Source organism: Microbacterium gallinarum (assembly GCF_014837165.1).
Classification (GTDB): domain Bacteria; phylum Actinomycetota; class Actinomycetes; order Actinomycetales; family Microbacteriaceae; genus Microbacterium; species Microbacterium gallinarum.
In genome coordinates this window covers 996,243-1,016,850 of the sequence record NZ_JACSPM010000001.1, presented here as the reverse complement: position 1 = coordinate 1,016,850, position 20,608 = coordinate 996,243, and the positions used below count along the sequence as shown (strand labels likewise).

Here is a 20,608-nt window from a genome sequence, read left to right as displayed (position 1 = left end):
GCTGCACCGCACCCCCTGGACACCGCGCCGCCGGAGGCGGAGGCTGGCTGCAGCCACGACCCAGGGAGACAGCATGTTCACACCCGCTCGCGCCTTCAGCAGCTTCGCCGTCGCCGACCTCGGCGCAGCGAAGACCTTCTACGGCGAGACCCTCGGCCTGCCCGTGCAGGAGTACGACATGGGCATCATCGAACTCACGATCGGCAGCGGCGCACGCGTCATGGTCTATCCGAAGGACGACCACGAGCCGGCCGTCTTCACCATCCTGAACTTCGAGGTCGACGACGTCGAGGCGGCGGTCGACGACCTCAACGCGCGCGGCGTGGTGACCAAGATCTACGACGACTCCGAGTTCCCCACCGACGCGAAGGGCATCTCGCGCGAGATGGGTCCCGCGATCGCGTGGTTCCGCGACCCGTCGGGCAACGTCCTCGCGGTGCTGAAGACCCAGTGATCGACGGATGCCTCGTCCCGCGCGCACAGAGCGAGGGACGAGGCATCCGGAATCGAGCTCAGCCTGCGAGCGCCTCCGAGAGCTTCACGCGGCCGCCCATGCGCAGCAGCGAGTTCTCGTAGATGCGCGAGCCGACGAGGATCGCGGCGATGCACGTCGCGATGAGGATCGCGAGCGAGAGCAGCGGCTCCCACCACTGCGCCTCGCCGAGGAACAGTCGCATCGGCATGCCCACCGGCGCGGAGAAGGGCACGTACGACATGATCCCCAGCACGAGCGGGTTGTCGAAGAAGAAGATCACCAGGAAGTACGGCGCCATGATCAGCATCGTGAGCGGCGTGGTGGTCGAGCCGACGTCCTCCATGCGCGACACCATCGACGCCGCCGCCGCGAACAGCGCCGCCAGCAGGATGAACCCGAACAGGAAGAACACCGCGAACCAGGCGATCGGCCCGCCGAGCCCTTGCAGCAGCGCCGTCTGACCGGTGACCGTCAGGCCGACGATCGCGATCGCCGCGAGCAACAGGATCTGCCCCATCGCGAGGATCGTGTTGCCGATCACCTTGCCGGCGAGCAGCGCGCGCACCGGGATCGCCGAGATGAGCAGCTCGACCACACGGGTCTGCTTCTCTTCGACGACGCTCTGCGCGATCGTGCCTCCGAACATCGATGCGGCGAACAGGAACACGACGCCGAAGCCGATCGCCGCGAGGTAGCCGAGCGCCTGATTGCCGGTCTGAGGCTCGAGCAGCACGACCGTCGGCGCCTGCGACAGCTGCTGCAGCAGCTGCGACGGCGCGCTCGAGTCCGCGATCACGGCGATCCCGACCGGGGAGTCCGGATCGGCCACGATGGCCGCGTCGACGTCGCCGTCCGCGACGAGCGCCTCGGCGGCGGCGCGATCGGCGACCTCGGTGATGTCGAGTCCCTGCACGTCCGCAACGGCGGACGAGGCATCCGCTGTCACTGCGACCGGGGTGCCGGTGGAGTTCGCGGCCGCGAAGCCGCCCCAGATGACGAGCGCCAGCGCGCCGATCAGCAGGATCGCCGTCGAGATGACGAAGGCCTTGCTGCGCAGCTTCGAGCCGATCTCGCGTTCGGCGACGAGCCAGACGGCCTGGGCCGTGCCGAGGCCGGTCGCGGGGGTGCGGGCGGGGGTGCTCACTGGATGACCTCCTTGAAGATCTGGGCGAGGGTGGGATGCTGCGGCGCGAAGCTCGCGACATCGCCCTGGTCTACGGCCCGGCGCAGCACGCGCTGGGCGGTCTCGTCGGTGTCGGCGTCGAACACGGCGTAGCCGCCGTCGAAGTCGAGGACCTCGACCCCGGGCTCGGAGCGCAGCCACCCGGCATCGCCCGTCGAGACGAGCTCGAAGCGGCGCGTGGAGTGCTGTGCGCGCAGCGTGTCACGCGCGCCGGCCGCGCGGATCGTGCCGCCGGCGATGATGACGAGGTCGTCGCACAGCCGCTCGACGACGTCGAGCTGATGCGACGAGAAGAGCACGGCGGCGCCGGCGGCGGCGCGCTCCTGCAGCACGCCGGCGACGACGTCGACCGCGAGCGGGTCGAGGCCGGAGAAGGGCTCGTCGAGGATGAGCACCTGCGGGTCGTGCACCAGGGCCGCGGCGATCTGCGCGCGCTGCTGGTTGCCGAGCGAGAGCGTCTCGACGTTGTCGTCCAGGCGCTCGCCCAGTCCGAGCTGCTCGAGCAGCGCGGTGGCGCGGGTCGTGGCATCCGCCTTCGTGAACCCGTGCAGACGCGCGAGGTACACGATGTGCTCGAGCACCTTCATCTTCGGGTAGAGCCCGCGCTCCTCGGGCATGTAGCCGAAGCGGCGGCGATCGGATGCCGTCACCTCGGCGCCGTCGAGCGAGACGTCGCCGCCGTCCTTGGCGAGCACGCCCAGGACGATGCGCATCGTCGTCGTCTTGCCCGCGCCGTTGCCGCCCACGAAGCCGGTGAGCCTGCCCGGTTTGACGTCGAACGCGACGTCGTCGAGCACGCGCCGCCCTCCGTAGCTCTTGGTGATCCCCGTCAGCTGCAGCATCCCGCTCCTCCTGTCGATTCCTGCATCCGACGTTACGGAGGCGGGGATCCCGCGTCCTCCCCCTCAGGGTGGATTCCGCGCGGTCAGCCGCACGGGGGAGCCCCAGGATGACGACGTCTGCATGCGTCGGAATAGATCTCGAGTGCATGCGCTTGCATGATTGTGGAACGTCCACGGTGGTCACCACCGGGACGTCTTTTCGTTTTTCCAGAAGGAGCACACCCATGTCCGAGCGGACCATCGGCTACATCGTCGGCAGCATCTCGTCGACCTCGATCAACCGTCGCCTCGCGAAGGCGCTCGAGCGCCTCGCCCCCGAGGGCACGACCCTGGTCGAGATCCCGATCAAGGATCTCCCCTTCTACTCGCCCGACTTCGACGCCGACTACCCGCAGGTCGCTCGCGACTTCAAGGATGCGATCGACGATGTCGACGGCGTCATCATCGTCACGCCCGAGTACAGCCGCTCGATCCCCGGCGTGCTGAAGAACGCCCTCGACTGGGCCGCCCGCCCGTGGGGCCAGGGGTCGTTCAACGGCAAGCCCACCGCCGTGATCGGCACCTCGGGCGGCGGCATCGCCACCGCTGCGGCGCAGCAGCACCTCAAGGCGATCCTCAGCCACTACAACGCCCCGACGCTCGGCCAGCCCGAGGGCTACGTGCAGTCGACCCCCGGCCTGTTCACCGACAGCGGCGAGGTCACCAACGAGCAGACGGCCGAGTTCCTCGTCGGCTACCTCGAGGCCTTCGGCGCGCTCGTCGACCGCTACGCATCGGTTCCGGTCGCGGCCTGACCCCGTCTCTCGGAACGCCCCGGCCCCTCACGGGCTCGGGGCGTTCCGCTCTTAGGTGGGGGGTCAGACCAGGCCGTGGCGGTGCGCGTAGACGACGGCGGCGACCCTGTCGCGGGCGCCGAGCTTCTGCAGCACGTTCGAGACGTGCGTCTTGACGGTCGCTTCGCCGATGTAGAGCCGCTCGGCGATCTCGGCGTTGCTCAGGGCCTGCGCCACCAGGCGCAGCACTTCGCCCTCGCGCTCCGTGAGCTCGGGAACACCCGCGGGCACCGCCCTCTTCGTGGGCGAGGGAGCGGACGCCTCGCCGTCGGCGAACCGCGCGATCACCCGCCGCGTGACCTCGGGCGCGAGCAGCGCATCGCCGGCGGCCGCGATGCGCACGGCCGCGACGAGCTCCTCCGGACCGGCGTTCTTCAGCAGGAATCCGCTCGCCCCCGCCGACAGCGCCGAGAAGAGGTAGTCGTCGCGGTCGAACGTCGTCACCACCACGACCGCCGCGGCGATCTCCGGGTCGGCGACGATGCGCCGTGTCGCCTCGAGCCCGTCCATGTCGGGCATCTGCACATCCATGCACACCACGTCGGGTTGCAGAGCGGATGCCGCGGCCACGCCCTCCACTCCGGTCGCGGCTTCGCCCACGACCGCGATGTCGCCGGCCGCCTCGAGGATCATGCGGAACCCGGCGCGCATCACGGCGTGATCGTCGACCAGGAGCGCCCGGATCGGCGTGCCGGTCACGCGATGACCCGCTCGGCCAGCGGAACGCTCAGCCGCACGAGGAATCCGCCCCGCGCGCGCGGCGCCGCCTCGAGCGTCCCGCCGGACGCACCCGCGCGCTCGCGCATGCCGACGATGCCGAGGCCCGGACGCAGCGCCGCGGCGACGCGCCCGGTGTTGACGATCTCGAGCTCGACCGCGTCGCCGGCGTAGCGGAGGCGCACGTCGGCCGCGGCATCCGGTCCGCCATGGCGGCGCGCGTTCGTGAGCGCCTCCTGCGCGACGCGGTAGATGTTCACCTGCACGAGGTCGGGCACGGGTGTCTCGTCACCGACGACCGTCAGGGTCGTGGGCAGGCCGTTCGCGTTCGCGTGCGCGACCAGCTCGGCGAGCCCGCCCAGCCGCACGGTCGACGCGTTCGGCGGCTCTCCGTCGGGCGTGCGCAGCGTCTCGAGCAGGTGGCGCAGGTCGTCGAGCGCAGAGCGAGCGGATGCCTCGACCCCCGACAGCGCGGCACGGGCGGCATCGGGATCGCGGTCCATCACGGCGCGGGCGGCACCCGCCTGCACGCCCATCGCCGAGACGTGGTGCGCGACGACGTCGTGCAGTTCGCGGGCGATGCGCACGCGGTCGAGCGCCACCGCCTGGGCGGCGGTCACCTCGCGCTCGTTCTCGAGTTCGCGGGTGCGCTCCTCGAGGGCGGCCCGCTCGAGTGCCGATGCATAGGCGCGATCGCCCATGTAGTACGCCCCGCCGAAAAACGCGGCGTTGACGAGGAACTGGATCAGCATGAACGCGACGAACGGCGAGAAGAGCCCCTCGCGAGAGAGGCCCTCGTCGGTCGGCGCGGTCGCGGATTGGAACGTCGTGACCAGCAGCCACAGGAACATCCCGACGATGATCGCGACGCGGATGATCATGGCGCGGCGACGGTCGTCGACCCACGCGCCTACGGTGTACATCGCGATGAACACCGCGATGTTGCCGACGTAGAGCTCGGGGATGCGCATCGTCACCCCGACGAAGAACACCGCGGCGATCACGACCGCGACGATCCCGGGGTATCGGCGCCGCAGCGCCAGGGGAGCGGTGAGGCCGAAGGCATACAGGAGCGCCCACTGCATGCCCTGCCGGGTCTCTTCGCCGTAGACGCCGGCGACCGAGCCGAGGGCGGCGCTGAGCACGGCGCCGAGCAGCAGGCCGACCGCGAGCCAGACGTCGTTGCGCAGCTCGCCGGGCGACGCGGGCGTGCGCCGGGCGGGGGAGTTCACGGACATCCCTCCACGGTAGGGCTGTCGCGGGTGCCCGGGCATCCCCCGCACGACGGAGCCCGGACCGGGTCGGGGGTTACTTGCTATTGACAAGTCAAATTGCTTTTTGCAAGTATCGACCCATCGCCGCGGAGCACACCGCGGCACGACCGCCACGGGCAAGGGAGCAGGGCAATGACGCACATCTTCGTGAACATCGCGACGAACGACCTCGAGCGGGCCAAGTCGTTCTACACGTCGCTCGGCGCGGGCATCAACCCGCTGTTCACCGACGAGAACGCGGCGTGCATCGTGTGGGACGACAACGTCTACTTCATGGTGCTCAGCAAGGAGTACTTCTCGACGTTCACCGAGAAGGAGTTCGCCGACCCGGCCACGCACGCGCAGGTGCTGATCGCGCTGAGCCGCGAGTCGCGCGAGGCCGTCGACCAGATCGTCGAAGCGGGCCTGGCCAACGGCGGCACCGAGCCGACCGAACCGAAGGACTACGGCTTCATGTACAGCCGCGACCTCGAAGACCCCGACGGCAACGGCATCGAGTTCGTCTTCATGGAACCGCAGGCGGCCGAGCAGGGTCCCGACGCCTACGCGGCGGCGCAGGCGCAGGCGTAGATGGCGTCCCGCAGCTACGGGCAGTACTGCGGGGTCACGACGGCCGTCGAGCTGATCGGCGAGCGGTGGGCGCTGCTCATCGTCCGCGATCTGCTCGTCGGGCCGCGGCGGTACACCGACCTCAAGCTGGGGCTGCCCAAGATCCCCACGAACATCCTTTCCACGCGGCTGAAGGAGCTGCAGGAGGGCGGTGTCGTGCGGCGCGTTCCGCTCATGAACTGCGGGCTCGTGTACGAGCTCACGCCGTACGGCCGCCGGCTCGAGCCCGTGGTGCTCGCGCTCGGACGGTGGGGCTTCGCGCAGATGGGCGACCCCGCCCCCGAAGACGTCGTCACCGCGGACTCGCTCACCATGGCGCTCCGGACGGCGTTCCGAGCGGATGCCGCTGCCGACCTCCCCGCGGCGGACTACGAGGTGCACGTCGCCGACGTCGCGCTGCGCGTGCAGGTCGACGGAACCGAGCTGCGCATCGCCCAGCTCGCGCCGCCGGCCCCTCCCGTCGGGGGCGCGATGCCGGACGGCGAAGCCGGCCTCGTCTTCGCGGCGGGCCCGGGCATCCGGCTGCTCATCTCGGGCGAGGTCACGCCCGCCGAGGCCATCGACCGCGAGGTGCTGGCGGTGGTGTCGGGTGATGCGACCCTGCTGGAGCGATTCGCCGCGACCTTCCACATCGACCCGACCGGCGCGTCGGAACTGGTCGTGTGACCGGAGGCCGCGGCCGCGCCGCCCGGCGTGTGCCGCCGGGGGCTCGCGCTGGCCCCCGCTAGCGTGCGGGTGTGAGCGAGACCGGCAGGGTCAGGGCGGAGCGCCGCCGGCGCGACGTGCCCATCGGGGTGGTGATGGTCGGCATGGCGGTGATCGCCTGGTGGCCGGCGTTCACCCTCGGTGTCTACGGCGAGATCTTCTTCAACGACATCCTGACGGTGTGGGCGGCGTCGACGGCCGCCTTCGTGTTCGTGCTCGTCGAGCGGAAGCCGGTCGGGGGAAAGCTGGTCCGGGCATTCCTGCTCCTGCTCCCGTCGGTCTGGCTCGTGCTGTCGTTCGTCGTCTCCGACGAGGAGACCGATCTGCTGATCGCGATCGTCGACGTCGTCGCGATCCTGGCGGTGCTGATCGGCATCCCGTTCACGCTGTGGGTGCTCGTCCGTGTGGCCTTCCCCGACTTCGCGCACGAGTCGAGCCGCGGGACGAAGTGGCTCATCGCGGGAGTCGTGCTCGGAGTGGCGATCATCGCGTTCGTCCTCGGACTCAACCAGGAGCACTTCCTCACCTGCTGGGACTTCCAGCTCAGTGGCAACTACCCGCCCGCGAGTTGCACGCCGGCGCCGGCCACCGAGGGCTGAGCCGGCTCAATCGGCGGCCAGCGTGTCGCGCACCGTCGGAGTCAGTTCGACCGTGAGGTCGCGCGCGAGGAAGCCGAGGCCGACGCGCTCCTCGAGGCGAGACCCGGCGCGGGCATGGATCCAGGCGCCCCACACCGCGGCGCGCTCGATGGGCAGGCCGCGCGCGACGAACCCGGCGATCGCCCCGGCCAGCACATCACCGCTGCCCGATGTCCCCAGCCCTGCTCCACCCTCATCGACGCGCCAGAGGCGGCCGTCCGGGTGTGCGACGGTGCCGTAGCACCCGACGACGGCGTCGAAGCGGCGCGCGGCGTCGGCGACATCGGTCGTCTCGTCGCGCAGGTCCCGATCGAGCAGGATGCCGAGCTCGTCCTTGTTCGGGCTCAGCACCACGTCGGGCGGCAGAGCGTCCCGCTCGACACTCGGCAGCACCCCGAGCGCGAACGCATCGAGCACCAGCCGCCGCGCACCGGCGGCGACCACCGCGAGGAGGGTCGCGCGCGTCTCGTCGGGATCGTCGAAGCCGGGCCCGACGAGCACGACGTCGGCGCGGGTCACGTGGTCGAGCAGGTCGCCCTCGAACGGGTCGTCGGCGTGATCGGGCAGCGCGAGAACGCCGGCCTCCGGCAGGGCGACGCCCACCTGCGCGTCGATCGACCCCGGCACGGCGAGGGCGATCCGCCCGGCACCGACGCGCAGCGCCGCCTCACCCGCGAGCAGCGCCGCACCCGGCGCGCTGCGCGAGCCGCCGACGACCAGCACGTCGCCGCGTGCCTTCTTGGAATCGCCGGGATCGGGGAGGCCCCACCCCCGCAGAAGCTCGGGACCGACGCGCTCAGGCCGGCTCGACATCGGGGTTCCCGGGATGCACCGTGACGTCCGCGCCCTCGCGCTGCAGGTGGGTGACGTCGGAGAACGCCACCAGCTCCCAGCCCGGGTCGCGGCGCACGAGGTGAGTGACCGAGGCGTTGAGCACGGTGTTCTCGGCGGCGAAGTCGAGCAGCTCGTCCTCGCGCAGGGGGAGGAGCACGTACAGCAGCAGCATCACCACCGCATCATGCGCGACGATCATGGCCTTCTCACCCGGTCCGTCGAGCCGGTCCCGCAGGAAGGACCGCAGACGCAACGCGACGTCGGCCCACGACTCGCCGCCGGGCGGCCGGTGGTAGAACTTGCCGAGGTGCAGGCGCCGGGCGCGCTCCTCGGGATGCAGGCGCTGCACACCCGTGCGCGTGAGCAGATCCAGGATGCCGAGCTCCCGGTCGCGCAATCGCTCGTCGAGGGCGGGCGGCGAGGGCGTCGCGCGCTCGCCGAGCGCGATCCGCAGGGTCTCCTGTGCGCGCACATACGGCGAGACCCAGTAGTCGTCGATGTGCGCGTGGCCCTCATCGAGCCACTCACCGAGCGCCGCGGCCTGCTCGCGGCCCGTGTCGGACAGCGGAACGTCGGCATCGCGGATTTCGAGCGGGATCGTGTCGAGCCCATCGAGTTCCGCCTGCGTCGCCGCCACATTGCCGACGCTCTCCCCGTGCCTGACCAGCCAGAGCTCGTTCACCGCCATGGGCCCAGAGTAGGCAGGGGTGGGGTGCCGTGCCCAGCGCTTGACAATGACGGCCCGGGGAACCAGCCGTCGCGTCAGAAGATCATCGGGCGATCGTCGTCGTCGGGGCCCTCCAGGTCGAGGTCGACGACCACAGGAACGTGATCGCTCGGCGCCTCGCCCTTGCGCTCGTTGCGGTGGATCGTGGCGCCGGTCACGGCATCGGCGACCGCATGCGAGCCCAGGATGAAGTCGATGCGCATGCCCTCGTTGCGCGGGAACCGCAGCTGCTTGTAGTCCCAGTACGTGTACCCGGTCGGCACGAGCGGGCGCACCACGTCGGTCAGCCCGGCGCTCTCGAGCGCGGTGAAGGCCGCGCGCTCGGGCGGCGACACATGGGTCGCGAAGCCCTGCACGACGGTCGGGTCGCCGTTGTCGGCGTCCGTCGGCGCGATGTTGAAGTCGCCGACCAGGGCGAGTGCGAGATCGGGATTCGCCGTCAGTGAGTCGCGGGTGTACTGCTCGAGCGCCGCGAGCCAGTCGAGCTTGTAGAAGTAGTGGGGGTCGCCGAGCGAGCGGCCGTTCGGCACGTAGAGGCTCCAGACCTCGACTCCGCCGACGGTCGCGCCCATCGCACGGGCCTCCTGCGGAGCATCCGGTCCGTTGTGTCCCTTCTCGAAACCGGGCATGCCCGGAAACGCGGTGCGCACGTTCTCGACCGGCTCGCGGCTCGCGATCGCGACGCCGTTCCACTGCGAGAACCCGTGCGCCTCGACGTGGAAGCCGGCGTCTTCGAAGGCGGCGAACGGAAACTGCTCGACCTTGCACTTGATCTCCTGCATGGCGAGCACGTCCAGATGCTCGCGCACCGCGAAGTCGACGATCCTGTCGACTCGGGCGCGGATCGAGTTCACGTTCCAGGTGGCCAAGCGCATGGTCTCCAGCCTAGGACGAGCGGCCGACGCGGATCGCGTCGGCCGTTGCACGTGGCCACGCGGTCGTAGTACCGTCGCCGGGACCGGTTGCAGACCACAACTGGAACGCGCGCGGAGGATGGACTCATGAAGCTGTTGCTCACGTCAGGCGGGATCACGAACGAGTCGATCCAGGCGGCGCTGGTCGATCTGCTCGGCAAGCCGATCGCCGAGTCGCGGGCGCTGTTCATCCCGACCGCGCAGTGGGGGCATCCGATGTGCTCACCCGAGACCGTCTGGAAGGGGACCGCCGGCCGATGGGAGGGGGGCGGCGCGCTGACGACGCTCGGCTGGAAGTCGGTCGGCGTGCTCGAGCTCACGGCCCTGCCGTCGATCCGCGCAGAGCGCTGGGTGCCCTGGGTCCGCGACGCGGACGTGCTGCTGGTCGACGGCGGCGAGGCGGTCTACCTGGGTCACTGGATGCGCGAGTCCGGCCTGGCCGACGAGCTCGCCGCGATGCCCGACCTGGTGTGGGTGGGGGTGAGCGCGGGGAGCATGGTGATGACGCCGCGCATCGGCGGGCAGTTCGTCGACTGGCGACCCGACGGCGGCGACGAGACTCTGGGCGTCGTGGACTTCTCGATCTTCCCGCACCTCGACTATCCGGGGTGGGACGAGAACACCACCGAGGCGGCGCGCCGCTGGGCGGCGACGATGCCCGGACCCGCGTATGCGATCGATGACCAGACGGCGATCACGGTCGTCGAGGGCAAGGCAGAGGTCGTCTCGGAGGGCCATTGGGAGCACTTCGACGCCCCGCGGTGACGCCGACGGGCAATGACCGGAAGCGGGGCGCGAGGCCGCGGCATCCGGAATTCCACCCTTGTCAACGTCCCGATCGCGGTGACATGCTCATCCCACCAACACCCAGGGAGAGGGGTACTGCATGCGCCACAAAGCGCTTGCCGCAGTCGTTGCGGCATTGGCACTCATCGGACTCAGCGCCGCACCGGCACAGGGCATCACGGACGGCGTGCCGGACGGTAACGGACACCCGGAGGTCGGCCTCATGGTCGCCTTCGTCGACGGCGCCCCGGCGTGGCGCTGCAGCGGCACGCTGATCTCGCCGACGGTCTACCTCACGGCGGGGCACTGCACCTCCGGCGCCGACCACGTCGAGCTGTGGTTCGACGACGACGTTCGGGATGCCGCGGTCCACGGATACCCCACGACCGGTGAGGTCAGCGGCACGCCGCACACGCACCCGGAGTACGACGACGCCGCGTTCTACCTGTACGACGTGGGCGTCGTGGTGCTCGACCAGGCCGTCGACCTGCCGCGATACGGCGCGCTGCCCGCACTCGACCAGCTCGACGCGCTGAAGACGAACAAGAAGGCCGCGACCTTCACCGCCGTCGGCTACGGGCTGCAGAAGAGCTTCCCCGACGCTGCGTCGTGGAAGGACCAGGCCGAGCGCTTGCGGATGGTCTCGTACCCGAAGCTGAACCAGATCAACACCGGCTTCACCGGCGACGGCTCGCTGCTGCTGTCGAACAACGCGCACACCGGCGGCACCTGCTCGGGTGACTCGGGCGGCCCGAACTTCCTGGGATCGACCAAGGTCATCGCGGGCGTGACCTCGTTCGGCCTCAACAGCACGTGCGCCGGCACCGGCGGCGTGTACCGCGTCGACCGTGCCGACGACCTCGCCTTCGTGATGCCCTTCCTGGACTGATCGACGCACGACGGGCGGGTGCGATCGCGCGATCGCACCCGCTTCGTCGTTCCCCGGCATCCGTAGAATCGACCCATGACCGTCGCGTCCACGCCCGCGCTCGAAGCCGACCGCCAGTACCTCATCGCCCTCGTCCAGGACGAGGCGGTGTTCCACGGCGACTTCACGCTCTCGAGCGGCACGCAGGCGACGTACTACGTCGACATGCGCAAGCTCACCCTCGACCACCGCGCCGCCCCGTCGATCGGCCGAATCATGCTCGACCTCATCCGCGACCTCGACGGCATCGTCGCGGTCGGCGGGCTCACGCTGGGCGCCGACCCGATCGCCAACGCCGTCATGCACGAGTCGGCGCGCACCCACATGCCGCTCGACGCGTTCGTCGTGCGCAAGGAGCCCAAGGACCACGGTCGCGGCCGTCAGGTGGAGGGAGCGGATGTCGCGGGCAAGCGCGTCGTCGTGCTCGAAGACACCTCGACCACAGGGCAGTCCGCACTCAAGGCCGTCGAGGCGCTGCGCCGGGAGGGCGCGGAACCGGTCGCCGTCGCCGTGATCGTCGACCGCAAGACGGGCGCTCAGGCCGCCGTCGAGGCGGAGGGGCTGCAGTGGCTCGCCGCGATCGACCTCGACGACCTGGGGCTCGACCCGCAGTAGTCGGTCGTCAGCTGTACGCAGCCGGCCTCGTGGTCAGCTGACCTACGGCAGTCAGTCGTCGTCGCCGCGACGACGCCCCCGCCACCACTGCCAGACGAAGACGATCAGCGTGCCCGCCAGCACGATGGCGGTACCGGCGAAGAGAAGATTCTGCTCGAGCTCCGTCACCGGGGTCTCCTGTCTGCGGCGGCGTCCGCCACGATCTTCGCGATGCGCGCCGCGCGCGTCTCGGGTCGCCGCGCCGCGTCGACGGCACCGATGCCCATCTTGCGGGCGGACGGGGGGAAAGCGTCCCATTTCCCCCGGGCCTCGGGCTGGGCGTCGAGCGCGGCGGCCAGGTCGTCGGGCTCGATCATCGCCTCGGCGTTGTCGAGCACCGTCCAGGCGCCGTTCTGCTTCGCGACCTCGACCGCGCGAAGGCCCGCCTCCATCATGAGCCCTGCGGCCTCGAGTTCGATGAGACGCGCCTTGTTGGTGGCGGCCCACGCGCTCGACGGCCGGCGCGGCGCGAACCACAGGCCGCCCCGCGCGTCGTCGAAGGTGCGGACCGGACCGTCGATCCACCCGAAGCACAGTGCCTGCCGGATCGCGTCCTCGTACTCGACGAACGTCAGGCCCGACCCGCGCCGCGCACGCACGAGCCAGGCGCCCTTCGAGGTGCGATGGTGGGATTCGAGCCACGCGCGCCAGGCCGCGGCATCCGCTGCCTCCACCATCACGCCGTCGTCGAGTGCTCCCATGTCCGCGACCCTATCGGCCGATGCGGACGCGACGTGTCCGCATGCGGTCGATCACAGGATGTCGGTCTCCTCGGCCTCCACCGGGTGCTCGGCGAGCAGGTCGGCGACCGAGTCGAGCACTTCGTCAGGCCGGAACGGGTAGCGCTGGATCTCGGCCGGGTCGCTGATGCCGGTGAGCACGAGCACCGTGTGCAGGCCCGCCTCGATGCCGGCGACGACGTCGGTGTCCATGCGGTCCCCGATCATCCCGGTGTTCTCGGAGTGCGCGCCGAGGCGGTTCATCGCGGAGCGGAACATCATCGGGTTCGGCTTGCCGACGACGTACGGCTCCATGCCGGTCGCCTTGGTGATGAGCGCCGAGATCGCGCCGGTGGCCGGCAGCACCCCGTCGGTCGACGGGCCCGTCGCGTCGGGGTTGGTCGCGATGAACCGGGCGCCGGCGCCGATGAACCGGATCGCCTTCGTGATCGCCTCGAACGAGTAATTGCGCGTCTCGCCGACGACCACGTAGTCGGGCTCGGTCTCCGTCATGATGAACCCGGCCTCGTGGAGGGCGGTGGTGAGCCCCGCCTCGCCGATCACGAAGGCGGTTCCGCCGGGCATCTGCGACTTGAGGAAGTCGGCGGTGGCGAGCGCTGAGGTCCAGATCGACTCCTCGGGGACGAGGAGGCCCGAGGCCCGCAGCCGGGCCGACAGATCGCGCGGCGTGAAGATCGAGTTGTTGGTCAGGACGAGGAACGGGGTGCCGGTGTCGCGCCACTGCTGCAGCAGCTGCGACGCCCCCGGAATCGGCGTGTTCTCGTGGACGAGGACCCCGTCCATGTCGGTCAGCCAGCATTCGATCTCGGCGCGGGTCCGCATGCGCCCAGCCTACGGGTCGCGGGGATATGGTCGGAGTCGTGCGCACCTCGTGGGATCCCCGCAGCCTGCCCGACCTCACCGGCCGTGCGTATCTCGTGACGGGCTCGAATGCGGGCCTCGGCTACTTCGCGTCCGAGCAGCTCGTCCGCGCCGGAGCCCGCGTGTACATGACCGGCCGGCACCCGAACCGGCTCGCGGCTGCGCGCGCGGCGGTGCGGAGGAGGGTTCCGGATGCCGCGCCCGGCGCCACGGAGACGCTCGTCCTCGACACGAGCAACCTCGGATCGGTGCGCTCGGCGGCCGCGAGCATCGGTGGCAAGGGCGGCCTCGACGGCGTGCTGCTCAACGCCGGGATCGTGCATGCGCCGAAGGAGCGTCAGATGACGGTGGACGGGCACGAGCTCGTCCTGGCCACCAATGCGCTGGGTCACTTCGCGCTCGCCGGAGAGCTGCTGCGGCCGCTCGCCGACCGGTCGGGCCGCATGGTGTGGGTCGGCAGCATGTCGACGTCGCTGACCCCGTACGACCCGGTCGATCCGCAGCTCGTCGAGGGATACTCGGCCTGGCGCGCGTACGTGCAGTCGAAGGTCGCGACGACGGTGCTGGGATTCGAGGCGGATCGGCGGCTGCGCGCCGCGGGAGTGCCCGTCGAGAGCGTCGTCGCGCATCCGGGCTACTCGACCAGCGGGCGCACGCCCGGCATCACGGGCGTCAACGCGCCGACGCGGGCGAAGCGGTTCCGCGACAACCTCCAGGCCCCGATCGCGCAGTCGAAGGAGCACGGCGCATGGTCGCTCGTACGCGCCCTCATCGATCCCGACGTCGAGGGCGGCGAGTTCTGGGGCCCGCGCACGGTCGCCCGCGGTGAGCCCCGCCGGCAGCGAGCGTCGCGCATCACGTACGATGCCGACGTCGCGGCGCGAGTCTGGCGAGCGGCCGAGGAGGCGACCGGCGTGCGCTGGCCCTTCGAGAAGGCCGGTCTCAGGCGCTGAGCCAGACGGCGTCGGCGGCGGCCGCGGGAAGCGCGACGTCGACATCGCCGATGCGGAGGGTCGCGGCATCCGTCACCGTCGCATCGGCGCCCACTTCGACGCCGGCCGCCTCGACGGCCCGCAGCACGTCGGGGTCGCGGTCGCTCACGCGCAGCACGCGCCCGGTGTGACCGGCGGGCGCCGAGGCGAGCAGCACGAAGGGCACGCGCTCGACCTCGCCGGCGGCATCCGGAATCGCGTCTCCGTGCGGATCGAAGCGCGGGCGTCCGAGGCGTTCGTCGATGCCCTCGAGCAGCCGGTCGCTGATCGCGTGCTCGAGCACCTCGGCCTCATCGTGCACCTCGTCCCACGCGTAGCCGAACTCGCGCACGAGCCACGTCTCGATCAGGCGGTGGCGCCGGATGATCGCCGCCGCCCGCAGCCTGCCCGGCTCGGTGAGTGCGATCGGGCCGTACGGGCGGTGGGTGACGAGATCCTGCGCGGCGAGCTTCTGCACCATCTCGGTGACGCTCGACGGCGCGAGCCCCAGCTCGGCCGCGAGCTGCGACGGCGTGATGCGATCGTTCTGCCACTCGGTGTGGTGGTAGATCGTCTTCAGATAGTCGTCGATGGCGGGGGAGGAGGGCACGTGATCAGGCTACCCGCGGCCCGTCACGAACCCGTGAGCACCAGCCACAGCAGGATCCCGTTCAGCGCGATGAGGAAGACGGATGCCGCGACCCCCGCGACCGTCGTCAGTGCGCGGTTGCGGAACCGGCCCAGCACGTCGGCCTTCGCGGTGAGCGCGACGAGCGGGATGAGCGCGAAGGGGATGCCGAACGACAGCACGACCTGGCTCAGCACGAGGGCGAGCGTCGGATCGATGCCCGCGGCGAGGATGACGAGCGCCGGGATCAGCGTCACCAGCCGGCGGGCGAGCAGGGGCACCCGGATGTGCAGCAGGCCGTGCATGATCTCGGCTCCGGCATAGGCGCCGACCGAGGTCGACGCCAGGCCGCTCGCGAGCAGGCCCACGGCGAAGAGCGTGGCGACGGCGGGGCCGAGGCCGGCGTCGAGTGCGGCGTACGCGCCCTCGAGGGTGTCGGTGCCGGGGACGCCTGCGAGGTTCGCGGCCGCGAGCAGCAGGATGCAGAGGTTCACCGTGCCGGCGATGAGCATCGCGATCGTGACGTCCCACTTGGTCGCGCGCAGGAGGCGGGCGGTGCCGATGCCGCGCAGCTCGTCGAGGGGTGCCTCGATCCGGGGGCCGGGCGACGCATCGTCGCCGCGCGGGAGGGTCGGCGCGAAGCGATCGCGCGCGAGCGCCGAGTGGGCGTAGATCGCGTGCGGCATGATCGTCGCACCGAGGATCGACGCGGCGAGCAGCACCGACCCGGTGTCCTGGAAGCGCGGCACCAGGCCCGCGGCGACACCGGCCGGATCGGGCGGGGCGACGAACACCCCGTAGGTGAAGCCGATCGCGATGATGACGACGAGGCCGATCACCACGAACTCGAACGTGCGCGCCCCCCGGCGCGACTGGATGAGCAGCAGCACGATCGAGACGACGCCGGTGATCAGCCCGCCCCAGAGCAGCGGCACTCCGAACAGCAGGTTGAGCGCGACCGCGCCGCCGATGACCTCGGCGATGTCGGTCGCCATCGCGACGAGCTCGGCCTGCAGCCAGTATGCGCGGCGGCCCCACGGGTTGCGGATGCGGCGGCCGAGCGTCTCGGGCAGGCTCTGCCCCGTGACGATCCCGAGCTTCGCCGACAGGTACTGGATCAGCCACGCCATCACGTTGCCGAGCACCACGACCCACACCAGCAGGTAGCCGTAGACGGCACCGGCCGTCATGTTGCTGGCGACATTGCCCGGGTCGAGATAGGCGACGCCGGCGACGAGGGCGGGACCGATCAGCCATGCCGCCCGCCGGGCCGTGGGCGCGCCGCTCGCCCGCGTGGGCGTGAGCGGCGGCATCCGATCGACGTCGACAGGATTTTTCGGCATGCCGAAAACCATACTCTGATTTCGGCGCACCGAAAAGCGGATCAGGTGCGGCGGTGCAGGCGGCGCAGACGCCAGGTGTTGCCGCCGTCGGTCTCGTGGCTGAGTTCGTCGAGAGCGGCGAGTGCGATCGCCAGCCCCCGACCGGACTCCGCCTGCTCGTCCGGCATCTCGACGTGCCGGAGGTCGAGCAGTGCGGGGTCGGCCGAATCGGTGAAGATCGCCGAGAACGCCTCGGCATCGACGTCGAGCTCGACGGTGACGTGGATGGGCTCGCGGGCGACGGCATGCTCCACGACGTTCGTCGCGACCTCGCTCACGGCGAGCCGGAAGAGCATCCGGTCATCGTCTCCGGCTGCCGGAGCGCGCGCGAAGAGCTCGTCGAGCGCCGCGTGCACGCGGTCGACGAAGGCGGGATCGGCGATCCCGTCGAGCCGGATCGCCGGGTCAGTCGCCATCGAACGCCGTCTCCGGGGTCGGGTGGTCGCGCAGCACCCGATCGAGGTTCGTCAGCCGCAGCACTTTGCGCACCGACTCGGGGGTCGCGGCGATGCGCAGATCGCCACCGGCGAGGCGCGCCGCCTTCAAGCCGCCGATGAGGGCGCCCAGTCCGGACGAGTCGATGAACTCGGTCCCGCCGAGGTCGACGACGATGCGGGGGCTGCCGCCGCCGACGAGCTCGTCGACGGCCTTGCGCAGCTGCGGCACCGTCGTAGCCGTCACGCGACCCTCGGGACGGATGACGGCGTAGTCGGCGCCGGTGGTGACGGTCAGATTCACGGGACCTCCTCGGGGGCGGGAGCGGGGGCGGCGGGCCCGCGGTACAGCGCCGCTTGGATGATGACGCTCAGCACCACGAGGTCGTACACGACCCAGACCGTGTTGACGAGCGTGCCGGTGCCGTCCGCCGTGCCGACGGCGAGCCTCGCCAGTCCGATCACGAGCGCGATCGCCAGCACGGCCATCGCGGTGAGCTGCGGCCAGATCTCGCGCCACGGCGGTCCGAGCTCGCTGCGGCCGTCCTTCTTGGTCACGGCGAAGCTCAGGGGCCGACGGAGGACGACGTTCGCGAACGCGCTCGTGCACGCGCGGATCCACACGGGGAACAGCGCGAGGGAGTACTGCTGCCCTCGCCAGGTCTTGAGCCCGCGCGCGACGACCAGGAACAGGATCTGGTTCACGATGAAGTACGGCAGGAATCGCGCGAAGAAGTCGACGCTCCAGGCCGTGACGGGCATGACACTGAACACCAGGTAGATCACGGGAGCCGCGAGGTACACGAGCGCGGTGAAGCCCGACGGGTAGCTCCACATCGTCGCGAAGTACATGAGCCGCTGCCCGGCCGAGAGGCCCTTCTTCGCGAGCGGGTTGTCGCGCAGCATGACCTGGAGCGTGCCCTGCGCCCACCGCAGGCGCTGCGTGAGCATGGTGCGGAGGTCTTCGGGTGCGAGGCCCTTGGCGAGGATCTCGTGGTGATACACGCTGCGCCAGCCCAGGGCGTGCAGCTGCATGGCCGTCGCCATGTCCTCCGTCACCGAGATGGTGGCCATCGGCTGGACCGGCTGCGCCTCATCGGGGCGGTCGAGACGGAGCGCCTCGAGGAGGGCGGACACCGAGTCGACGGCCCCCAGCGGCGACAGCTCGCGTGCAGCCAGGGCGTCGAGCCCGGCGTCGTCGATGACGATCGCGTCGAGCTCGGCGTCGCGCTGCACCGGGAGCGCGTCGATGGCGGCGAGATCGGCGCGCACCTGGGCCAGGTCGGCGCGCACCAGTCGGCGCGATGCGGCGTCCACCGCCGACTGCACGCGGTACGTGACATCGGCGATCGGCTGTCCGGCTGCGATGTCGGATCTCGCGCGTACGACCTCGCTGCGCAGCGCCCCCAGCTCCGCGCGGACGCTCTGGTCGGCCGAGCGATCGCGGGCGGCCTTGGCCAGCAGGGACTCCGACGCTCGGAGGGTCCGCAGGGTGGACTGCTCGACGCTGCGCACGTATCCGACGATGCCGAGCTGCATGAGGGCGTCGCGCCGCAGCACGGCGTTCGAGCCGCAGAAGAAGGCCGCGTTCCAGCCGTCCTTCCCCTGCTGGATGGGCCCGTAGAAGAGAGGCGCCTGACTGCCGAGAGGGTCCGCGTCGTCGACGTTGACGAACCACTGCGGCGTCTGGACGAGTGCGACCTCGGGATCGTCGGCGAAGTACCCCAGGGTGCGGTGCAGGATCAGCGGGTCGGGCACCTGGTCGGCATCGAGGATGAGCAGGAACTCTCCCTCGGTGGCGAAGAGCGCGTTGTTGAGATTGCCGGCCTTCGCATGCCGCGGCTTGCCCTCCCAGTCAGCCGAGCGGGTGATGTAGCCGACGTCCGCCTCCCGTGCCGCGGCCGCCATCTCGGGCCGGGCACCGTCGTCGAGGATCCAGGTCTCGTGAGGGTACGCGATCCGCTTCGCCGCGCGGGCCGTCGCGATGACCATCTCGACCGGCTCGTTGTACGTCGTGATGAGGACATCCACGGTCCCCTCCGGAGCCGAGACCGGCGCGGGCCTCTCGCGGGCGCGCCACATCGTGAGGCAGAAGAAGAAGGTGTCGATGAGGCTGTAGGTCTCGGCGATCACGAGCGGCACCGCGATCCACCAGGCGGACCAGTTCACCGAGTCCATCCACCGCCACACGACGTAGTTCGCGCCGAGCAGCACCGACAGCAGGGCGAGGATCCGGATCCACGCGAAGCGGGCGGTCATCGGTCCCTCCTCACCACCACGACCGTGACGTCGTCGGGCGCGCGGGTGGCCTTCGCCAGGCGCGCAGCCTCGGCGACGGCGCCCTCCGGATCGAGACTGGTCAGCACCCGGTACACGTGCCCATAGGGGTCGTCCGGATCGAGCACGTCGAGCAGGCCGTCGCTGCAGACGAGGTAGCTGTCGCCGACGTCGAGGTGCGCTCGCGCGGGATCGCGCACCTCGTCGAAGCCCATGCCGAGCGGCAGCCCCGTGGATTCCAGGAACTCCCAGCGCCCGTCCGCCCGCAGCACGAATGCCAGCCCGTGGCCGGCGTCGACGAACGAGAGCGCACCCGTGGCGAGGTCGATCTCGGCGTGCACGGCGGTGACGAAGATGTTCGACCCGCCGATGTCCTCCTCGAGCATCTTCTCGACCTCGGACACCGCGTGACCGAGCGGACGCCCGGGCGCGGTGCGCAGCGACGCCCGGACCTCCGCCGCGATGATCGCGGCGCCGGCGCCCTTGCCCATCACGTCGGCGAGCGTCACCCTCAGCCGGCCGTCGTGGACGTACCAGTCGTAGACGTCGCCCATGAGCTGTCCGGCGGGGGTCGCGGACGCCGCCAAGGTGTAGCCCGGGACGTCCGGCCGCCGCGCCGACATCAGCGACTGCTGCACGAGAGACGCGTCGTCGAGCTCGTGCACGTCGGTGAGTTCTGCCTGCACCCATCCCGCCAGCTCGCGGAGCAGGTCGATCTGCCGGCCGTCCAGGGTGCGCGGGCGCGTGTCGAGGATGCACAGCGTTCCGAAGTGCTCCCCGCCGGGCGCGGCGAGCGGATGCCCCGCGTAGAACCGCAGATGCGGGTCGCCCACGACGAACGGGTTGTCGGCGAAGGTCGCGTCGGTCGAGGCATCCTCCACCACCAGCGTGTCGCCCGCGCGCACCGTGACGTCGCAGAACGCCCCCTCGCGCGGCGCCTCATTGCCTCCGAGCCCGATCTGCGACTTGCGCCACTGCCGGTCGCGGTCGATCAGCGTCACGCTGACCATGGGCACGTCGAAGAGCTCCTGGGCGAGCCGTGTGACGCGGTCCACGCGCGCGTCGGGCGGGGTGTCGAGCACCCCGAGCTTCTCGATGGCGCGCTGACGCTTCTCGTCGTCGAACAACAGGCCCCCCTCTGTCACGGCGATCTCTCCAGTATGTAAGGCGCCGGTCGCACCGTCGACCCGACATTC

The 20,608-nt window shown here is 70.8% G+C and carries 24 protein-coding genes; 9 read left to right on the top strand and 15 right to left on the bottom strand.

Going from position 1 to position 20,608, the window contains the following annotated elements; genetic code table 11:
* The first annotated feature begins 73 nt into the window (after positions 1-73).
* Positions 74-454: a VOC family protein gene (locus H9622_RS04675; RefSeq protein ID WP_191764698.1), complete on the top strand. Its 381-nt coding sequence runs from the start codon at positions 74-76 to the stop codon at positions 452-454.
* Between the two features lie 58 nt (positions 455-512).
* Here the strand turns inward: H9622_RS04675 and H9622_RS04670 are convergent, their stop codons facing one another.
* Positions 513-1,619, bottom strand: coding sequence for an ABC transporter permease (locus H9622_RS04670; RefSeq protein ID WP_191764696.1), 1,107 nt, complete (start codon positions 1,617-1,619; stop codon positions 513-515).
* Positions 1,616-2,500 (bottom strand): ABC transporter ATP-binding protein, encoded by an 885-nt coding sequence (locus tag H9622_RS04665; RefSeq protein WP_191764694.1) that lies wholly within the window; start codon positions 2,498-2,500, stop codon positions 1,616-1,618. Before H9622_RS04665 ends, H9622_RS04670 begins: the two co-directional genes overlap by 4 nt.
* 224 nt (positions 2,501-2,724) lie before the next feature.
* Between H9622_RS04665 and H9622_RS04660 the strand changes: the two genes are divergently transcribed.
* Positions 2,725-3,294, top strand: a complete 570-nt coding sequence (locus H9622_RS04660; protein WP_191764692.1) for an NADPH-dependent FMN reductase — start codon at positions 2,725-2,727, stop codon at positions 3,292-3,294.
* Between the two features lie 63 nt (positions 3,295-3,357).
* Here H9622_RS04660 and H9622_RS04655 read toward each other — a convergent pair whose 3' ends face one another.
* Together H9622_RS04655 and H9622_RS04650 are read right to left on the bottom strand one after the other, a co-directional pair.
* The gene (locus H9622_RS04655; RefSeq protein ID WP_191764690.1) at positions 3,358-4,032 is read right to left on the bottom strand and encodes a response regulator; all 675 of its coding nucleotides are present in this window, start codon (positions 4,030-4,032) and stop codon (positions 3,358-3,360) included.
* A complete protein-coding gene (locus H9622_RS04650) occupies positions 4,029-5,288 on the bottom strand; it encodes a sensor histidine kinase (protein WP_191764688.1) in 1,260 nt (419 codons plus the stop codon). The genes H9622_RS04655 and H9622_RS04650 overlap by 4 nt, the downstream gene beginning before the upstream one ends.
* A 168-nt stretch (positions 5,289-5,456) precedes the next feature.
* Between H9622_RS04650 and H9622_RS04645 the strand changes: the two genes are divergently transcribed.
* The 3 genes from H9622_RS04645 (at position 5,457) to H9622_RS04635 (ending at position 7,237) form a co-directional block, all read left to right on the top strand.
* Positions 5,457-5,894 carry a VOC family protein gene (locus tag H9622_RS04645; protein WP_191764686.1) on the top strand — a complete coding sequence of 146 codons (438 nt, stop codon included), beginning with the start codon at positions 5,457-5,459 and terminating at the stop codon, positions 5,892-5,894.
* The gene (locus H9622_RS04640; protein ID WP_191764684.1) at positions 5,895-6,599 is read left to right on the top strand and encodes a winged helix-turn-helix transcriptional regulator; all 705 of its coding nucleotides are present in this window, start codon (positions 5,895-5,897) and stop codon (positions 6,597-6,599) included.
* 71 nt (positions 6,600-6,670) lie between these two features.
* Complete coding sequence (locus H9622_RS04635; protein WP_318247028.1) at positions 6,671-7,237, top strand: hypothetical protein; 567 nt, start codon at positions 6,671-6,673, stop codon at positions 7,235-7,237.
* Between the two features lie 6 nt (positions 7,238-7,243).
* On the opposite strand, the gene H9622_RS04630 is transcribed toward H9622_RS04635, so the two are convergent.
* From H9622_RS04630 to H9622_RS04620, 3 genes are all read right to left on the bottom strand, one after another.
* Complete coding sequence (locus H9622_RS04630) at positions 7,244-8,089, bottom strand: NAD(P)H-hydrate dehydratase (RefSeq protein ID WP_191764682.1); 846 nt, start codon at positions 8,087-8,089, stop codon at positions 7,244-7,246.
* Entirely contained in the window at positions 8,073-8,798 is a 726-nt protein-coding gene (locus H9622_RS04625) for a histidine phosphatase family protein (RefSeq protein ID WP_191764680.1), read from the bottom strand. Before H9622_RS04625 ends, H9622_RS04630 begins: the two co-directional genes overlap by 17 nt.
* A 74-nt stretch (positions 8,799-8,872) precedes the next feature.
* Positions 8,873-9,712, bottom strand: coding sequence for an exodeoxyribonuclease III (locus tag H9622_RS04620; RefSeq protein WP_191764678.1), 840 nt, complete (start codon positions 9,710-9,712; stop codon positions 8,873-8,875).
* Between the two features lie 126 nt (positions 9,713-9,838).
* Here H9622_RS04620 and H9622_RS04615 point away from each other — a divergent pair, with 126 nt between their 5' ends.
* From H9622_RS04615 to pyrE, 3 genes are all read left to right on the top strand, one after another.
* Entirely contained in the window at positions 9,839-10,516 is a 678-nt protein-coding gene (locus tag H9622_RS04615) for a Type 1 glutamine amidotransferase-like domain-containing protein (RefSeq protein ID WP_191764676.1), read from the top strand.
* 121 nt (positions 10,517-10,637) lie between these two features.
* Entirely contained in the window at positions 10,638-11,426 is a 789-nt protein-coding gene (locus H9622_RS04610; protein WP_191764674.1) for a S1 family peptidase, read from the top strand.
* Between the two features lie 75 nt (positions 11,427-11,501).
* Positions 11,502-12,080, top strand: a complete 579-nt coding sequence (pyrE, locus tag H9622_RS04605; RefSeq protein WP_191764672.1) for an orotate phosphoribosyltransferase — start codon at positions 11,502-11,504, stop codon at positions 12,078-12,080.
* A gap of 164 nt (positions 12,081-12,244) precedes the next feature.
* Here the strand turns inward: pyrE and H9622_RS04600 are convergent, their stop codons facing one another.
* Both H9622_RS04600 and H9622_RS04595 read right to left on the bottom strand, forming a co-directional pair.
* Positions 12,245-12,820, bottom strand: a complete 576-nt coding sequence (locus tag H9622_RS04600; RefSeq protein ID WP_191764670.1) for a YdeI/OmpD-associated family protein — start codon at positions 12,818-12,820, stop codon at positions 12,245-12,247.
* A gap of 51 nt (positions 12,821-12,871) precedes the next feature.
* The gene (locus tag H9622_RS04595; protein WP_191764668.1) at positions 12,872-13,681 is read right to left on the bottom strand and encodes an HAD-IIA family hydrolase; all 810 of its coding nucleotides are present in this window, start codon (positions 13,679-13,681) and stop codon (positions 12,872-12,874) included.
* Between the two features lie 38 nt (positions 13,682-13,719).
* Between H9622_RS04595 and H9622_RS04590 the strand changes: the two genes are divergently transcribed.
* Positions 13,720-14,673, top strand: a complete 954-nt coding sequence (locus H9622_RS04590; RefSeq protein ID WP_318247027.1) for an SDR family NAD(P)-dependent oxidoreductase — start codon at positions 13,720-13,722, stop codon at positions 14,671-14,673.
* Here the strand turns inward: H9622_RS04590 and H9622_RS04585 are convergent.
* Genes H9622_RS04585 through H9622_RS04560 form a run of 6 tightly spaced genes read right to left on the bottom strand, consistent with a single transcriptional unit; the run spans position 14,663 to position 20,539 of the window.
* Positions 14,663-15,301, bottom strand: a complete 639-nt coding sequence (locus H9622_RS04585) for a metal-dependent transcriptional regulator (RefSeq protein WP_191764664.1) — start codon at positions 15,299-15,301, stop codon at positions 14,663-14,665. The two genes, H9622_RS04590 and H9622_RS04585, sit on opposite strands and share 11 nt — an antisense overlap.
* A 23-nt stretch (positions 15,302-15,324) precedes the next feature.
* Positions 15,325-16,662: an Nramp family divalent metal transporter gene (locus H9622_RS04580; RefSeq protein ID WP_449843660.1), complete on the bottom strand. Its 1,338-nt coding sequence runs from the start codon at positions 16,660-16,662 to the stop codon at positions 15,325-15,327.
* 41 nt (positions 16,663-16,703) lie between these two features.
* Positions 16,704-17,117 (bottom strand): ATP-binding protein, encoded by a 414-nt coding sequence (locus H9622_RS04575; RefSeq protein WP_191764662.1) that lies wholly within the window; start codon positions 17,115-17,117, stop codon positions 16,704-16,706.
* Positions 17,107-17,439, bottom strand: a complete 333-nt coding sequence (locus tag H9622_RS04570; protein WP_191764660.1) for an STAS domain-containing protein — start codon at positions 17,437-17,439, stop codon at positions 17,107-17,109. The genes H9622_RS04575 and H9622_RS04570 overlap by 11 nt, the downstream gene beginning before the upstream one ends.
* Positions 17,436-19,394 (bottom strand): glycosyltransferase, encoded by a 1,959-nt coding sequence (locus H9622_RS04565; protein ID WP_191764658.1) that lies wholly within the window; start codon positions 19,392-19,394, stop codon positions 17,436-17,438. The genes H9622_RS04570 and H9622_RS04565 overlap by 4 nt, the downstream gene beginning before the upstream one ends.
* A complete protein-coding gene (locus H9622_RS04560; protein ID WP_191764656.1) occupies positions 19,391-20,539 on the bottom strand; it encodes a PP2C family protein-serine/threonine phosphatase in 1,149 nt (382 codons plus the stop codon). The genes H9622_RS04565 and H9622_RS04560 overlap by 4 nt, the downstream gene beginning before the upstream one ends.
* Positions 20,540-20,608: the final 69 nt, after the last annotated feature.

Excerpts from the sequence above, each read along its gene's own strand:
- H9622_RS04675 (WP_191764698.1), top strand. The coding sequence starts at position 74 with ATGTTCACACCCGCTCGCGCCTTCAGCAGCTTCGCCGTCGCCGACCTC.
- H9622_RS04665 (WP_191764694.1), bottom strand. The coding sequence starts at position 2,500 with ATGCTGCAGCTGACGGGGATCACCAAGAGCTACGGAGGGCGGCGCGTG.
- H9622_RS04660 (WP_191764692.1), top strand. The coding sequence starts at position 2,725 with ATGTCCGAGCGGACCATCGGCTACATCGTCGGCAGCATCTCGTCGACC.
- H9622_RS04650 (WP_191764688.1), bottom strand. The coding sequence starts at position 5,288 with ATGTCCGTGAACTCCCCCGCCCGGCGCACGCCCGCGTCGCCCGGCGAG.
- H9622_RS04645 (WP_191764686.1), top strand. The coding sequence starts at position 5,457 with ATGACGCACATCTTCGTGAACATCGCGACGAACGACCTCGAGCGGGCC.
- H9622_RS04640 (WP_191764684.1), top strand. The coding sequence starts at position 5,895 with ATGGCGTCCCGCAGCTACGGGCAGTACTGCGGGGTCACGACGGCCGTC.
- H9622_RS04630 (WP_191764682.1), bottom strand. The coding sequence starts at position 8,089 with ATGTCGAGCCGGCCTGAGCGCGTCGGTCCCGAGCTTCTGCGGGGGTGG.
- H9622_RS04625 (WP_191764680.1), bottom strand. The coding sequence starts at position 8,798 with ATGGCGGTGAACGAGCTCTGGCTGGTCAGGCACGGGGAGAGCGTCGGC.
- H9622_RS04620 (WP_191764678.1), bottom strand. The coding sequence starts at position 9,712 with ATGCGCTTGGCCACCTGGAACGTGAACTCGATCCGCGCCCGAGTCGAC.
- H9622_RS04615 (WP_191764676.1), top strand. The coding sequence starts at position 9,839 with ATGAAGCTGTTGCTCACGTCAGGCGGGATCACGAACGAGTCGATCCAG.
- H9622_RS04610 (WP_191764674.1), top strand. The coding sequence starts at position 10,638 with ATGCGCCACAAAGCGCTTGCCGCAGTCGTTGCGGCATTGGCACTCATC.
- pyrE (WP_191764672.1), top strand. The coding sequence starts at position 11,502 with ATGACCGTCGCGTCCACGCCCGCGCTCGAAGCCGACCGCCAGTACCTC.
- H9622_RS04600 (WP_191764670.1), bottom strand. The coding sequence starts at position 12,820 with ATGGGAGCACTCGACGACGGCGTGATGGTGGAGGCAGCGGATGCCGCG.
- H9622_RS04595 (WP_191764668.1), bottom strand. The coding sequence starts at position 13,681 with ATGCGGACCCGCGCCGAGATCGAATGCTGGCTGACCGACATGGACGGG.
- H9622_RS04580 (WP_449843660.1), bottom strand. The coding sequence starts at position 16,662 with ATGCCGAAAAATCCTGTCGACGTCGATCGGATGCCGCCGCTCACGCCC.
- H9622_RS04575 (WP_191764662.1), bottom strand. The coding sequence starts at position 17,117 with ATGGCGACTGACCCGGCGATCCGGCTCGACGGGATCGCCGATCCCGCC.
- H9622_RS04565 (WP_191764658.1), bottom strand. The coding sequence starts at position 19,394 with ATGACCGCCCGCTTCGCGTGGATCCGGATCCTCGCCCTGCTGTCGGTG.